Below are 15,076 nucleotides of genomic sequence, written 5' to 3' on the forward strand. Positions count from 1 at the left end.
GACCTGCTGTGTGTCAGGTCTCTTGATTGGTACCAAGATAGTCAACATTGACCGCTCCCGTAGCTTTTTGTATTGGGAATGGAGCGAAGGCGATGAATTTTTTACGGACGAACAATTTTTGGAACATTGACACCTCTTGTTGCGCCCTACCATCGAAAACAATTGTCAGCAACTTTTTGCCTTACACATATAGCACTGATAGTCAACAGGCAAGCCCTGATTATAACAGGACAGCTTTTGTTAGCTTATTGTTAATTATGTGGTAACAAAAGGAGATTCTAGGATAGATACTATATTTTTGCACTTTCAATAGTTGTCATTGGCCAAGCCACACAAAGCAAAGTACAGGTTTATGAAAAAACAGTTTTGCCTTATTCTCCTTTCATTTGCGCTGCTCCACACCACAGGGCTATACGCACAAACCTCATTTAACTGGGGCTCCGACGAAAAACTCGCCAAAGAAAACTGGGCCTTGCTTCAAGATGCTGTTACGCTCAAAATCTTTGACGATGGCATAGCACCCCTAGAGTGGTTTTTGAATAACCTACCCAACGCCCACCCCAACGTATACCGCAAAGGAATAGAAGTATACAGTGCCTTGGCCGAAAACACCCAAGATGCCGCCAAAGCCGCCCAATACCAAGACAAGGCCATCGCCCTCTCCGACCAAATGGTGGAGCAGTTCCCCGACGAAAAGGCCGAGGCTCTCAACCGCAAAGGCATCAAAATGGCGCAGTTTTGGGCAAATCGACCCGAAAAATTTGAAGAGGCCTTCAAAAGCTATGAGGAGATTATCGCCCTCAATGCCAACAAGACCTACAGCACCAATGTGATTATGTACTTCTACATACTCTGTACTATCAAAGCCTCTGCCGCTGACGAAATCACCGATGAAAAAGCCCTACAAGTGTTCGAAGTGCTTAGCAGTATTGTAGAAGCCAACCTCGAAACCACTCCGGATGACAAATACTGGCTTGCCGCCAAAGATCAAATCAACCAAATTGCGGAGCAATGTATCACGATAGACTGTGATTTTGTCAAAACACAACAACTCCCCAAATACCGCCAAAACCCTGATGACTTGGAGTTGCTCAAAAAAATCTTGCGCAATATGACCAAAGGCCGCTGCTTCTCTGACCCGCTGTTTGTGGAAATTTGCCGTACCCTAGCCCAGAAAGAGCCCTCATACAACCACTATCAGATATTGGCCACAGCCTACAAAGCCAACAGCGACAAAGAGAACTACCTCAAGTCTATCGAGAAATCTGCCGAATATGCCAATACCAACCAAGAAAAAGCGTCTATATACCTTGAGTTGGCTTCTGCCGGAATAAATATGAAGGGCAATGCGCTCAAAGCCGCTTCTTTAGACCCAAGTACTGCGGGCAAAGCCTATACCCTCATCGGCAACTTGTATATGAATAGCGGCAGCGCTTGCGCCACAGACAACCCCGTAACGTCTAAGGCTGTCTACATAGCAGCTTATAATATGTACCTCAAAGCCGGCAACAACGAGGCCGCCGCCCGTGCACAGCAATACTTCCCCTCCAAAGAAGACATATTTATCCACGATATGGCCGGCAAGTCGGTAAGCCTGCCTTGCATTGGCGAAACCGTAACAATACCAAGCCTCTAGGCTGCTGAGTAGCGCCCGACACCGACCACAGCTTGCTGTCGGGCGAACACTCCCCCACAAAAAACTGCCGTACTTACCACTCCCAAACGACGATGGCCCATTCCACCTTATCGGGCGAAGTATAGGTTTTAACTACCCGAAAGCCTATCCTATGGTGTGCTTGAAGTGAGCGGGTGTTGGCTGTGGCTATTTCTGTGATAGCAAAATCATATTGATTTCGGTAGCGCTCGCTATATGCTTCATAACAGCGGTCAAAAATACCTTGCCCCCTATATCCCTTGTCGACACAAACCTGCCCAACAACCATATAGTTGTAGCTTGAAATCATTTTCCCCTTCCACGCTATTTCATCAAAAACCTCAAACATAGGAACCAATACAGGGATATCGGCTTTCGACTTTTGTGTCATCGCCAACACATAGCCTACTATCTTGCCATTATCCTTTGCCACAATATGCCTTTCCTCCTCATTGAGCTTTTGCAGCTGTTCGAGTGTATGGTGTACGGTTACAAAGCCCTGTGTTGTGAGGTCTTCCGGAGTCAGGCTATTGGTTAGATTTTGGCTTTGGAGCGCAAGAATACCTTGCAAATCAGCCTTTGTGTTTGAAGTATCGAAAATAATCATCGCATCAGGGGGTTGAGTATATCAGTGCCTTAGGACAAATGTTTACGCCGCCGAACATTTTCAGAAAAATTACCCCGAGGCTGTAGCTACGGGGTAACAAAGAGGGCATCTTAAGACAAAAATACGGTTTTTGTAGCATTGGTCTACAGGCTGAGCCGTAGAATTTCAGAGGTATTAAGTAGCTCGTTGTTTTTCATTTAATGCCAGTACCCAGTTCCACATTAGCCACTGTGTAATATTTCCAATTGGCGCTCTGTGTGCATAGGTTCTTTTTTTCACCGAAAATATCGCTATCTTTATAGGTTTGTAAATCTGTCTTTATAGCGGCTTTTTATTAACTAATTAACAAATACTTTTACAATATCAAAATATTTAGTTCATTTTTCGAATCGTTAACACTGTTTGTTTTATTTGTCTCAAGTAGCGCTCAACCTCGGCCTCAAGTGTTGCCAGAGGGGTATTGGCATCTATCTGACTTTCAATAGCTTCACTCTGCTCATAAAGCGGCTTTATTTGGAGATTAAGGGCTGTTCCTCTTGCCTTGTGCAGGGCAGCTTTGAGCATTTTGGGGTCTTGCTTCTTAAGACTTTCTTCTATGCGTTGTGTTGCTTGTACAAACACCTGTTCGGCCAGAGCGAGTAGTTTGGCTCTCAGGTCAGGCCTTTCTCCTACCAACCGAGTCAGTAGGGCTTCATCAGGGCCTAAAGTTGGGCTGTCGTTCTCGTCAGAAGCATCTTTCAACACAGATAAGTATCGCTCTACAACCGCTATCAGGGCTTTCTGGGAAATAGGTTTGGGCAAAAACTCATTTACTCCGGCTTCTTGGGCGCGGCTGCGCTCACCACTGGCTACTCCCGCCGTAAGGGCAATGATGGGTATATGCGCTCCACCGGGTTGTTGGCGGATATATTGGGTAAGGTCATAGCCATTCATCTCCGGCATTTGCAAGTCGGTGATGATGATTTGGGGGCGATATTGTTCAAATTGTGCCACGGCCTCCTGTCCGTGAACGGCTTGTAATAGGGTAATTTTGGGAAAGGCATCCTGTAAGTAAGTACTGGTCAGGAGCATATTGACAGGATTGTCTTCGACCAATAAAATCCGTGCCTGCGCTTGTAGCATGGGGTTCAGCTCTTGTGTGGGTATCGAAACCATACTGTGGGGAGCCTTTAGCGCCCGGATGTGTGCCCAAAGAACACTGGGAACGACCGGCTTCTGAAGACAAATCACCTGCTGCGGCCAATCAGCTTCAGCATATTGCGCAGCGGTGTCATCCATCAAAATCAGCTTTTGGTGCAGTATCGGAGCGTCAATGATTTGATACAGTTTTTGCAATACCTCTAGCCCATTCATATAAGGCATCCGGTAGTCAAGCAAGATAAGGTCATAGTTGTCGGGCTGTTGTGAGATTTGCGCCAGCGCCTCCAAGCCATTAGCGGCTAGGCTTACCTCTGCCTTCCACTGTGTCAGCATTTGGGTCAATATTTGGCGTTGGCGTACATTATCATCAATGACCATTACTCTTTGTGGTATTTCTGGAGGCGGCAAGGGCAATGCCTGTGCGATGGCGGGCAGACTCAGGGTAAACCAAAAGGTGCTCCCTTGGCCTAGGCTGCTATCAAGTTCGAGGTGGCTGCCCATCAGCGCCAGCAAGCGGTTGGAGATGGTAAGGCCCAAGCCTGTGCCCCCAAAACGCCTAGTGGTAGAGGCATCTGCTTGCGAAAAGGCTTCGAAGATCCGTTGGCGGTTTTCGGGGGCAATCCCGATGCCGGTGTCTTCTACAGCAAAGCGAAGGCTTACCTGACGATTTTGTTGTGTGATGAGCCTAAGTTGTAGACAGACCTCGCCTGCTTCTGTAAACTTAACGGCATTGCTGAGCAAATTGACCAATATTTGGCGCAGCCGCACCTCATCCGCCAAGACACGCTCAGGCAAGGCCGCATCAAGGTCTATGAGTAGCTCCAAATGCTTTTGTTGAGCCTGATATTTGACCATATCTACCGCTTGTTTGCAAATCATTTCGAGCGATACAGGCTCTGGGTTTAGCTCTAGCCGACCGGCTTCTATTTTAGAGAAATCGAGGATGTCATTGATTAAATCTAGGAGCAATTCGCCCGACTGATGTACGATATTGAGATGTTGTTGTTGGGTAGGGTTGATGGGCGCTTTGAGCAGCAAGTCTGTAAAGCCAATGATACCGTTAAGCGGAGTGCGTATTTCGTGGCTCATATTGGCCAAAAAGAGAGATTTGGCCTCGTTGGCGGCCTCTGCTTGGTCTTTGGCCACCTGTAGTTCTTTCAAGATATGTTGGCGCTCGTTGTGTTGGCGTTTGGCGTGGATGAGCTGCCCCACAGTAGCAAAAAAAGGCTGCAACTGTTGGATTAGGGTTTCGTGATAGCCTTCGGGGCAGTTGGCCACACCGGCCAGGCCTATCAGTTGGCCATTGATTACAAACGGAATACCCATAAAAGCCTCCAAGGAAGGATGCCCGGGCGGGATTCCCGCACTGGCCGGATGAATAGCCGGGTTATTGGCTATGAGCGGTTTCTGGGTTTTGATGACCTCCCCAAAGAGTGTATCCAGATTCCTAAACTCCATCCCTCCTGCTGCAAAAGATTCGTAGAGGGCCTGACTGTCTTCGTCCCAGGCGATGTTGCTGATGGCAAAGGTTTTGAGGTACGGCTGGTTGTGTTCGTCCTTCAGTATCTCTCCAATAAAGCCATAGGCCGAATACGTCAAGCTGATCAGATGTTGTAAGACCATCTCAAAAGCCTGATGGGTGTCTAGCTTGGCGATAAAACTCCCCTGCATTTCGTTGATGCTTTCGAGGAGGTGCGCCTGCGCCTTGAGTGCTTGCTCGGCACGCTTGCGCTCGTCTATGTCCTGAAGCAGACCATAGATTCGCTGCGGTTTGTGATGTTCAAATACAGGAATACCGATAACCCGCACCCAATACCCTTTGCCTTTGGCCGTAATGATCTGTAGCTCCTCGTCGAAAGGGACTCCGTGTGTCAGTGCTTGGTTGAAGACACGGGTAATGGTATCGCGGCTGTAGCCTTCTTTATAGAAAAACAACCCACTCTCTACATCGCCTTCGTAGTCTTGGGATACCTCGAATATTTCTTTGGTTACCTTGCTCCAGGTGGTCTTGAATGTATGGAGGTCAAGCTCCCAAGTACCGATACGCCCGGCTTCATTGACTTGCTCCAACAAGGTGTAGGCTTTCTGTAGCTCTTGCTCTTTTTGGATACGTTTGCTGATATCGTAGCCCACACAAAGTATCTCGGTAGTCTGTCCGCTAGCGCTGAGCAGCCCTGTCAGCTCCCACTCTGTCGTACGTAGCCCTTTGGTGGTCTGGTGTGTGAGTATCAGCCGGTGAGCTTGTTGAGGCTCGGCCAGACATTTCAGGACAATATCTTGTAGCTGTTCGACTTCTTCGGCCTTGTATACCCCCAAGCTGAAGGGCTTGGCGATAATCTCCTTGCGGCTATAGCCGTGCTCTTGGAGGTAATAGTTGTTGACATAATTGTATTGTCCCTGTTCATTGATTTTGAGTATATAGATAGACTGGTTGGCTAAGATTGCGTTGAGCTCGGCCAGTTCTTCTAAACGAGAGCGGGTCTGGGCTACTTGTTCGCTAATATCGCGATTGCTGCCCCTCAGTCCCCAAAACCGACCCGAAGCATCATAAACTGCCTTACAAACAAGCGAAAGATAGTGTATCTGACCGTTGCTGTCGTATAGTGCATATTCTAAATCGGCTATTTGCACGGATTTTTGCTGCAAGTAAGCTTCTACGTTAGCCCTCAACTCATAGCGGTCTGCTTCGGCTACAAGCTCCCAAAACAGCTCTGGATGATCGTAGAACACCTTGGGGTCATAGCCCGTAATGCGCTCACAAGCTGGAGAGACATAGTAGTAGTGCCCATCGGGGGCAAGCCAAAATTCCCAATGATAGGTAAAATCGGCAATAATGCGGTGTTGTTCTCGCTGGCGGTGTTGTTCGATTTGCTCCATCGCCTCCTCGGCCAATAAGCGTAGGGCTTGCTGTTGTGAGGGCAGCAACTTCTTAGGCACTTGATCGGCCACACAAATAGAGCCCAGACGATAGCCTTGGGCATCTATCAGGGGGTATCCCGCATAAAAACGTATCGGATGCTGGGCATCTGTAACAGAGGGTTTGTCTTTGACGCGTTCGTCGAGCCGCGTGTCCGGTATTTCCAATAAACCCTCCCCTTGGATGGTATACTGACAGAAAGAATGTTCGCGGGGCGTTTCCTGCTCTTCAATACCTATTTTGGATTTGAACCATTGCCTGTCTGTATCTATCAAAGTAATAAAGGCCATCGGTGTTTGGCAGATGTTCGCCGCCAGCTGGGTCAGCCTATCAAAACACGCTTCAGGAGGAGTATCAAGGATATGGTACGAAGCCAAGGCATCGAGCCGTGCTTGTTCTGTTCGCCTCATCAGATTGTTTGTTATTATGTTATGCTCGCTTATCAGGCATTGTAATACCGTACACCAATCCTGATAAATATGCTCAATATAAGCATTTTTACGCAGAAATACCAACAAGGTTAGTCCGGCTTGGTGGGGATACTAAGCGTTGTCTGCCACCCTGAGGCGCTGCAAAAACCGCCAAACAACGGATGTTGACAGTTGCCTGTGAAGACACAGGCGCGGAAAAGCACGAGAATCTTGCGGCGAAGTCTTGTCAAAATATCACAGTTGCGTGTTTTTACGCCTGTGCTTAGTATTTTTGCAAGCATGAAACAGTTTAGTTTATTGGCGATATGCTTATTGGTGGCTTGCCAAGCCCCAAAACAACCCGATACCCTTTTGGAGCCCCAAAAAATGGTGGATATTCTGATTGACTTACACATTGTAGAAGCGCAAGTCAATGACCTCATTAATAGTTCGAAATCGCGGGACTCGCTGCGCTTGGTCTATTTGAGTTTTCAGGAGAAGGTATTTGCCAAACACGGTACAGATGCCGATACTTACTATCAAAACTACGACCATTATCTCCAAAACATCAAACAACTCGACCAAGTATACAAGGCTGTGGCGGATAGCCTGTTGGCCCGTTTTGAGCGCGCCGAAAACAAGACCATCGAGCAAACCCCCGAAGAACAGGAGATTTTGCAACTCATCAAAAATCAAGCCTTCTATGCCGGCGACGCATTGGCCATTTACAACGGCAAGCTGCAAAGCAACAACCCTATATTGCAGCGGTTTATAGCACAGTATTACAATATTCCGGAGAACTACCAGAGTGTCCGCCGCGAGGTAGAAGCAACCCAAGAACGTGAGATGTTGGTGATCTATCGGATGGCTACCGAGCAGTATTACAACCGCGTACAGAAACCCAGCAAACAAGCGCTCGAATAGGCCTAAAACAGGATTGCGACAAATAATCTGCTTGGCTATTGGTACAAAAGAAGCAGCTTGTGTACCTTTGTTGTATTGACCTCATTGTTTTCACCAAATTTTATCATTGCTATGTCTCTCCTTTCTATTGGTACGGTCGCTTTTGATAGTATCGAAACGCCCTTCGGCAACGCCGAGCGCGTCATTGGCGGCTCTTGTACGTATATTGCCCTTTCGGCATCGTACTTTGCCCCAAAAGTAAATATTGTTGCTGTTGTGGGCGATGATTTCCCCCAAGCCGATATTGCCCAGCTCCAAGCACAAGGGGTAGACACTAGCGGCCTGCAAATAAAGCAGGGCGAAAAATCGTTTTACTGGAAAGGCCGCTACCACCACGATATGAATAGCCGCGACACCTTGGTAACGGATTTGAACGTATTGGCTGATTTTGACCCGGTCATCCCCGAGAGCTATCAAGACTGCGAATACCTGATTTTGGGCAACCTCACCCCCGATATTCAACGCCAAGTCATCCACCGCCTCCGCAAGCGCCCTAAGCTGATTGTGATGGATACGATGAACTTCTGGATGGAGGTGGCTATGGACTCGCTGCGCGAAACACTCAAGCTGGTCGATGTGCTTTCTATCAACGACGAAGAGGCGCGCCTGCTCTCGGGCAAATCTTCGCTCGTAAAAGCGGCGCAAGACATCCTCCAGATGGGGCCTAAGTTTCTTATCATCAAAAAAGGCGAACACGGCGCACTGCTATTCCACCAAAATCAGGTGTTTTTTGCCCCTGCCCTGCCGCTCGAAGATGTTGTAGACCCTACCGGTGCCGGTGATACTTTTGCCGGTGGCTTTATTGGCTACTTGGCACAAACCGGAGACATCTCTTTCGACAATATGAAACGTGCCATCATTTATGGCTCTGCCATGGCTTCTTTCTGTGTAGAAAAGTTTGGCCCCGAAGCCCTTACCAAACTTACCGCCGAGGCGCTCAACGCCCGCATTCGTGAGTTTGTAGACCTTGTACAGTTTGAAATCGAGCTGCAATAGGCTTCTTTTAAATATTTTTTGAAAAAATTGCCGCCCCTAGGGGCGGTTTTTTGTATCCAGTTTTTACCCCCTCAGCTACTACTGTATTTACCCAGAGGCTATATCCGGTAAAACAACTACGTAACATTTTACTAACAAAAGCAACAATACATTCAAGTTATAACACATACCTTACGTAAGTAATTTTGACAGCTGGTATATACCTATTAATCGACACAGCGGGTATTTTTGTCGAAAAAACCAATGTATACAAACCTTAAAACACAATAAGCCCGTACCTTTGTTTGATATAGTAAAATGTTTTGGGAGTTTTTAGGGAATAGAAGTATAAAAAAATAGGAAAAAAAAGAATAAAAACCCACGTAATAAATCAAGCTATTTCAAAGAACTTATACACCCCACCAACCCATCTGCTTAACTTAATTATCATTTTTTCCAAATTACTTTCCATAGTCAAATACTTACAAACTTATGATGACACACCAACCCCGTTTGTTGCTGCTGCTGTTAGCTACATTGCTCTTCGGATGGAGTATCGCTGAGGTACAAGCCCAAGAAGGGACGCGGCAGTTGATGCCCCCTGATGGGAGTAATAACCCACAAGGTACTTGTTACATCACCTTTAGACGTAGCCAAGCCCCTAACTTTGCGTTGGAAGGCGCACGCGAATCAGATCGTCTACACATTCATCTCAAAGCTGGTGAAAAAGTCTATTTTGGCATGAAACTCGGTACAGGAACAGCAGCCAACCTCTCGTTCCGTTTCAAAGACCCTGATGGAGTCGATGTTACTGGGTTTGCACGCCAAGTAGTGCCCACCAATGCAACAGCAGGGCTTAATAACGACCCCGGCTATATTGACAACTATAGTCAAGCCATCACTGGCCCCAATGGCATCACCAAAAATGGGAGTACCATTACCACAGGCTACACTCCGAGAAGCTTTACAGCCACTAAAACAGGAGACTATTACATAGAGTTTCAAACTTGGAATGCTGGCAGTTTTGGTAGTGTGGTAAACACCAACCCGCCTGCCTATAATATTGAGTTTTTCGACATCACTGTTACAGATGGAAATGATGTATTGGTAAGCGCTCCGGGCAACCCCAACGAATCAGTTGGGCGCTTGTGGTCGCGCAACTGGGGACTTAGCTCCAATGGTTTCAACAACTTTATATCTACAGAGTTTTTTGTATATACTTTTGATGGCTTTGTAAACAAGTTCAAAGCCCAAATGGCACCTTTTGTGTTTACGGTCGTCTCTAACAGTTTTGGCACAAACCGCACAGGAGATGCATTATTCAACCGTAAAAGCTTTAGAGGTGATGCTATCAACCGTGCCGGTACAGACATCGCAGAGCACAAAATATTCTTAAACGACCCTGACATCAGTGTATACCCCAACAGTACTATACAACCGATAATCAAGGTTTGGTTCAACCAAGTACTACTGCTTGATTTTGACTACAGTCGTACACCTCAGGAACTTCCCCCTCAGCCCCGATGCCATCAATGTGATGAAAAATGCCTTGGCAGGTTGCCCACACGAGTCTATGGCCTTGTTTAGGGTCGAATCAAACATTGTAGGTCAGCTACAGATTGCCTTAGACGTTGATAAAAATGGTTATGACTTCAGCGCTTCGTCCAACGATGTTATTTTATTTAGAGATATTACTCCCGGCACTACTTATCTTCCTTGGAACTTGAGAGAGCGCCAAGGCGAAGTCCATACTGCCGGAACAGGCTTCGATGGGCAAATCATCTTTATGTTGGCAGGTATTACGCACCTTCCTATGTTTGATGTGGAGAACTTCAATGGCATTACACAAAGTGCTGTACGCCCGTTTCAACGCCTCAGCAGCGTTCTTTATTGGGATGATAGCGATATCTTGACCGGAACAGGTGGCTCTCTGACTGTGCACCCAAACTCTTCTATTTTCCAGCTAACCAACCCCCTACTCCTGCTGGTGTTGAAAGGCGCTGGGTGTATAATGGTAATAATGCAACAGCCAATAATGGTAACGAAAATACCCTTAACTCTTGGTTTGCAGGTTTGGATTTGCAACGCTCATTCACCTATAATGTCGTAGATGCTGACCTCTGTGTCAACAATGACCACGACCGTGATGGTATTTTTGATATCATCGATCTTGACGATGACAACGACGGTATTCCTGACATCATCGAGGTCGGCCATACCATCCACCCCAACGTAGACCTCAATGGCAATGGTATCCCAGATTGGATAGAAAACAACCCCAACAACATCATAGACCCCAGCCAAGACCACGACAATGACGGCATCCCCAACTACCGTGATGCTGACCTGCCGGGCTTTGTCGATGTCAATGGTGATGGTATCAATGACAACTTTGACCGCGACCTCGACGGTATCCCCGATATTTTCGACCTCGACTCCGACAACGATGGCATCACGGACTATGCCGAAGCCGGTGGGGTGAATGATCCCAACCAGAACGGTATTGTAGGCAACGATGGCATCAAAACATTATATGGCAGTACTAGCAAGCCGCTCGTGCTCTCAGACGTAACAGACGCGGACTTTGATGGTATCATCGACAGCGTAGACCCTATCATCTTTGGCGGCACTCCGGGAACAGCCCTAGGTGCTTATACCCCCGGCGCTGGTACTCAGACAATGCCTGATGCTGATAACGACGGCCTACCCAACTACAAAGACATCGATTCGGACAATGATGGCATCATAGACCTTATCGAAAGCCAGGCCAACGCAGCCGTAACTGGCGGCATTGTACCTCCCAATCCTCCTATACAGCTCAGCGGTATGGATGCTGATGCCGATGGTATCGACGATGCCTTTGACCGCTATTTCAACTCCGCCAATACCACGCCTCCCTTCTTGCCTTATGGCGACCCAATGGGGGGAACGTTTATCACGCCTATCAACACCGATGGCGCTGACCAACCCGATTATCTCGACCTCGATGCTGACAACGACGGTGTGCCTGATTTTGTAGAGGGCTACGACGATAACAAAAACGGATTCAGCATTGATGATTACCGCAAACGTGGTGCTGATTTTGAAGCTGCCAATGGCAATCCGGGTATTTATGGTACGGTAGATGCCAATGACAATAACATCCCTGATTGGCTCGAAGGCGCTCCACGCCCGGCATTCCTAACACCCGGATCGCCAAGCTACCGCGATACCAACGGCAACGGACTGGTAGACTTGCTAGACCCCAACACTAACGGAGGCCTGCGCTATGGCGGTACTGCCACCGGCCAACCAGACCGCAACGACGATGGCAACCCCAACTACCGCGACAATACCCCCGCCGGCTCATCGCCACTGCGCTGCGCAGGCCCTGACCTGACCTTGGTAACAGGCGCTACACAAACTGCGATTTGTACGGGTAGCAGCACCACCCTCAGCATCAACAACACACAAGCCGGGGTAACCTACCAGTTTATCAATGAGGCCAACAATAACCCTGTAGGCAACCCTATTGTGGGCGATGGCAGCACACAGTCCTTCAGCTTCACCCCTGCCCAGTCTATGGTACTGGTAATTGAAGCTACCCAAGGCACTTGTGTAGACCGCCTCAACAATAAGGTAAGCCTGACGGTAAGCCCCATAATCGATGCCAATACGGCTGTAACTGTAGCTAGCGGCGTGGTGTGTGTGAATGGAAATACCGACATCTTGGTCAACAACAGCCAATCAGGAGTACGCTACCAGCTCCGTGCCAACGGAACAGATGTCGGCGCTCCACAAGACGGCAATGGTGCTACGCTGACATTCAACACCGGAAACCTCAGCGCCAGTACAACATTCACCATTTTGGCCAACAGCGTGAGCTGCGGACAAAGTGTCGAGCTCAACACCAGACCCAATATCTTACTCTTCGGTGAGTTTACCCCAGCCCTGACAGCCTCGGCCAACAGCTTCTGCCTTGGTAGCAACTTCAGCCTGACTGTGCCCAACAGCCTCAACGGCGTGAGCTACCAAATCAGGGTAGGTGAAACCAATGTCGGACAAGCACAGAACGGCAACGGACAAGATCTTGTCTTTGAAGTAGGCCCGCTCACAGCCACTACCGCCTACCAAGTAGTAGCCACTAGCAACAACTGCACCGGCGAACAGCCCCGTACAGCCTCGCTGACAATCAGCGCCTTGCCCGCTCCTACCTTGCAGCTAAGTGTAGACAATGCTGTAATCAACCCCGGCGCTACGGCTACCATCACTGTCAGCGGTGCCAATACGTATATCTGGAACAATGCCCAAACGATTGTCAACCAATCGGCTACCGGAAACCAGATTGTTGTACGCCCTACGGCAGATACCTACTATACCGTAGAAGCGACGGACATCAACGGCTGTAGCCGCAGAGACTCCATACTCGTTAGAGTAGAAATCGGGCAATGTAACCTCTTCCTGCCCAATCTCTTTACGCCTAATAACGACGGCAACAACGATCGCTTTATCTTGCGCGCCAACAACCTTACTGCCGTAGATTTCCGCATCTATGACCGTGCCGGAAACTTGGTATACCGCACTACCAATGTCAACGAAGCTACCCAAACAGGATGGGACGGCAAACACAATGGCCAAGACCAACCTATCGGGATGTATATCTGGACCCTGAGCGGACAGTGTGGCGGACAGCCTATCAACTACCAAGGCAATACTGGTAAAGTAAATCTAGCAAGATAACTTCTAACTACTAAGGCTACTCTTTCTTCAGCCCGCCCAAGGGCGGGTTGGGGAAATGAGCACGCCGACTACCCACAATGATTATGAAAAAATTATGGTTTTTCGCAGTGTTGTTACTGTTTTGGGGCGCTACGGCGCTACAAGCTCAGGAAGACTTTAACTTCGCTCAGTACCACAACACCCCCTTTATCAATAGCCCGGCGATGATTGCCAACCAAGAGCATATCGCCTTTACGCTCAATTACCGTAACCAGCCCAATGCCACCGGCGAGGGCTTCCGTACGGCCATCGCCTCTATCATCCACCCCTTTTTGAAGCGCTGCTCCGAAGAACGTTTTGGTGCCTTGGGCTTGGCCGTACTGAACGACCGCCCAGGGGAATTTCTGAGCAACAACGGTATTATGTTGACCTATGCACACCGATTCCGCATTGCCAACCCTACCCCCAAGCGCCAATTACAGCACTTTGTCAATGTAGGCCTACAAGCCGGGTATTTTCAGCGTGGTGTCAATCTCAATGGATTGACCACCGACTCGCAGTTCAACGGAGGGATATTTGACCCCAACGCCGCCAGCGGCGAAAGCTTTAGCTCCGAGTATAGAGGCTATACCGTGATTACGCCCAGCGTGATGTGGTTTATGAATGATGCGCAAGGCCGTCAGAAAGCCTATCTAGGCGTCTCTGTTTTCAACATCAACCGCCCACAAACTTCGTTTTACAACGACATTACTGATGTCTTGCCACACCACTGGACCATCATCGGGGGGGCAGAGGTGTTCTCCAACGACCGCTTGGCCCTTATCCCTACGTTCCGTTGGATTAACCGCTCCGGCTCTGATGAGTTAACGACAGGGCTTTTTGGCAAGTATAAAATCAATGGCGCTGCAAACAATCCCTTGGTCAAAGCCGGAAATGTGAATGCCGGCCTCTGGTATAACCACAACCAAGCCTTTGTGGCCTGTGTAGAGTGGGAACAACCGCAGTACACCGTGGCGCTCAATATGGATTTGCCTACTTCGCAAAACTCGCGCAACTGGCAAGGACGCAGTACTTTTGAGTTTACCATCGCCGTCAGGCTCTTCAAGAAGATGAAGCGTTGCCCACTCACCAATGCCGACCCTATCGATATGGCTCCTTATGTCGAGCGTCCGGTCAATGTCAGCAATAAACTCCCAATGCTCAACATCCCTGAGCAGCCGATGCTGATGAAGGAACGTGCGCGCAAACTCCAACAAGGGGTATTCCGATTCAAAACTGGTAGTGCAGAGCTTGACGAAACCTCCACAGAGTTGCTCGACGAAGTAGCCGAAATTATGCTTGATTTTACTGATGCCACCATCGAAATCGAAGCCCATACCGACAACGTCGGCAGCCGTGCCGGCAATATCGCCCTCTCCAAAAAACGTGCTGAAGCATTGCGTGCCCTGGTTCTCCAAAAATATCCGGGTATAGACCCCAATCGTATCAAAATCTCTTGGCACGGCCCCGACAAACCTGTTGCCCCCAACGATACCGAAGCCAACCGCTATCTCAATCGTAGGGTAGAGTTTAGGGTTACTTACCCCGACTAAAATCAGACATCTCACTAATCAGCCGCCAGCTCAATACTGGCGGCTGATGTTTTTCTACAGGCTTTTGCTCCTTGGCGGTTACCTATGTTTTGAATAACTCGACAACCACCAGAGGAAGCA

10 protein-coding genes are annotated in these 15,076 nt (G+C 48.5%); 7 read left to right on the top strand and 3 right to left on the bottom strand.

The genetic code is table 11. The features are described 5' to 3' along the window. The first annotated feature begins 352 nt into the window (after nucleotides 1-352). Nucleotides 353-1,636, top strand: coding sequence for a hypothetical protein (locus G499_RS0108205; protein ID WP_026999548.1), 1,284 nt, complete (start codon nucleotides 353-355; stop codon nucleotides 1,634-1,636). A 73-nt stretch (nucleotides 1,637-1,709) separates the two neighbouring features. Here the strand turns inward: G499_RS0108205 and G499_RS0108210 are convergent, their stop codons facing one another. The 3 genes from G499_RS0108210 to G499_RS21760 all read right to left on the bottom strand — a co-directional run bounded on the left by G499_RS0108210 (nucleotide 1,710) and on the right by G499_RS21760 (nucleotide 7,030). After that, complete coding sequence (locus G499_RS0108210; RefSeq protein WP_026999549.1) at nucleotides 1,710-2,261, bottom strand: GNAT family N-acetyltransferase; 552 nt, start codon at nucleotides 2,259-2,261, stop codon at nucleotides 1,710-1,712. Nucleotides 2,262-2,633: 372 nt separating this feature from the next. Further along, entirely contained in the window at nucleotides 2,634-6,728 is a 4,095-nt protein-coding gene (locus G499_RS21045) for a response regulator (protein WP_081413707.1), read from the bottom strand. Nucleotides 6,729-6,838: 110 nt separating this feature from the next. Further along, nucleotides 6,839-7,030: a hypothetical protein gene (locus G499_RS21760; protein ID WP_154658370.1), complete on the bottom strand. Its 192-nt coding sequence runs from the start codon at nucleotides 7,028-7,030 to the stop codon at nucleotides 6,839-6,841. Here G499_RS21760 and G499_RS0108220 point away from each other — a divergent pair. From G499_RS0108220 to G499_RS21050, 6 genes are all read left to right on the top strand, one after another. After that, nucleotides 7,029-7,652 carry a DUF4296 domain-containing protein gene (locus G499_RS0108220; RefSeq protein WP_081413708.1) on the top strand — a complete coding sequence of 208 codons (624 nt, stop codon included), beginning with the start codon at nucleotides 7,029-7,031 and terminating at the stop codon, nucleotides 7,650-7,652. The genes G499_RS21760 and G499_RS0108220 overlap by 2 nt on opposite strands. Before the next feature lie 111 nt (nucleotides 7,653-7,763). Beyond that, nucleotides 7,764-8,687: a PfkB family carbohydrate kinase gene (locus G499_RS0108225; RefSeq protein WP_026999552.1), complete on the top strand. Its 924-nt coding sequence runs from the start codon at nucleotides 7,764-7,766 to the stop codon at nucleotides 8,685-8,687. Between the two features lie 471 nt (nucleotides 8,688-9,158). Then, the gene (locus G499_RS0108230; protein ID WP_026999553.1) at nucleotides 9,159-10,253 is read left to right on the top strand and encodes a hypothetical protein; all 1,095 of its coding nucleotides are present in this window, start codon (nucleotides 9,159-9,161) and stop codon (nucleotides 10,251-10,253) included. Continuing rightward, on the top strand, nucleotides 10,204-10,776 hold the full coding sequence (locus G499_RS0108235) for a hypothetical protein (protein WP_154658371.1): 573 nt from the start codon (nucleotides 10,204-10,206) through the stop codon (nucleotides 10,774-10,776). The genes G499_RS0108230 and G499_RS0108235 overlap by 50 nt, the downstream gene beginning before the upstream one ends. Beyond that, nucleotides 10,746-13,385: an Ig-like domain-containing protein gene (locus G499_RS0108240; RefSeq protein ID WP_154658372.1), complete on the top strand. Its 2,640-nt coding sequence runs from the start codon at nucleotides 10,746-10,748 to the stop codon at nucleotides 13,383-13,385. The genes G499_RS0108235 and G499_RS0108240 overlap by 31 nt, the downstream gene beginning before the upstream one ends. An 83-nt stretch (nucleotides 13,386-13,468) precedes the next feature. Then, nucleotides 13,469-14,956 carry a PorP/SprF family type IX secretion system membrane protein gene (locus G499_RS21050; protein WP_051296087.1) on the top strand — a complete coding sequence of 496 codons (1,488 nt, stop codon included), beginning with the start codon at nucleotides 13,469-13,471 and terminating at the stop codon, nucleotides 14,954-14,956. Nucleotides 14,957-15,076: the final 120 nt, after the last annotated feature.

Source organism: Eisenibacter elegans DSM 3317, from assembly GCF_000430505.1.
In the GTDB taxonomy this organism is placed as follows: domain Bacteria; phylum Bacteroidota; class Bacteroidia; order Cytophagales; family Microscillaceae; genus Eisenibacter; species Eisenibacter elegans.

Coding starts and splice junctions, on each gene's coding strand:
- G499_RS0108205 (WP_026999548.1), top strand. CDS start 353: ATGAAAAAACAGTTTTGCCTTATTCTCCTTTCATTTGCGCTGCTCCAC.
- G499_RS0108210 (WP_026999549.1), bottom strand. CDS start 2,261: ATGATTATTTTCGATACTTCAAACACAAAGGCTGATTTGCAAGGTATT.
- G499_RS21045 (WP_081413707.1), bottom strand. CDS start 6,728: ATGAGGCGAACAGAACAAGCACGGCTCGATGCCTTGGCTTCGTACCAT.
- G499_RS0108220 (WP_081413708.1), top strand. CDS start 7,029: ATGAAACAGTTTAGTTTATTGGCGATATGCTTATTGGTGGCTTGCCAA.
- G499_RS21760 (WP_154658370.1), bottom strand. CDS start 7,030: ATGCTTGCAAAAATACTAAGCACAGGCGTAAAAACACGCAACTGTGAT.
- G499_RS0108225 (WP_026999552.1), top strand. CDS start 7,764: ATGTCTCTCCTTTCTATTGGTACGGTCGCTTTTGATAGTATCGAAACG.
- G499_RS0108230 (WP_026999553.1), top strand. CDS start 9,159: ATGATGACACACCAACCCCGTTTGTTGCTGCTGCTGTTAGCTACATTG.
- G499_RS0108235 (WP_154658371.1), top strand. CDS start 10,204: ATGAAAAATGCCTTGGCAGGTTGCCCACACGAGTCTATGGCCTTGTTT.
- G499_RS21050 (WP_051296087.1), top strand. CDS start 13,469: ATGAAAAAATTATGGTTTTTCGCAGTGTTGTTACTGTTTTGGGGCGCT.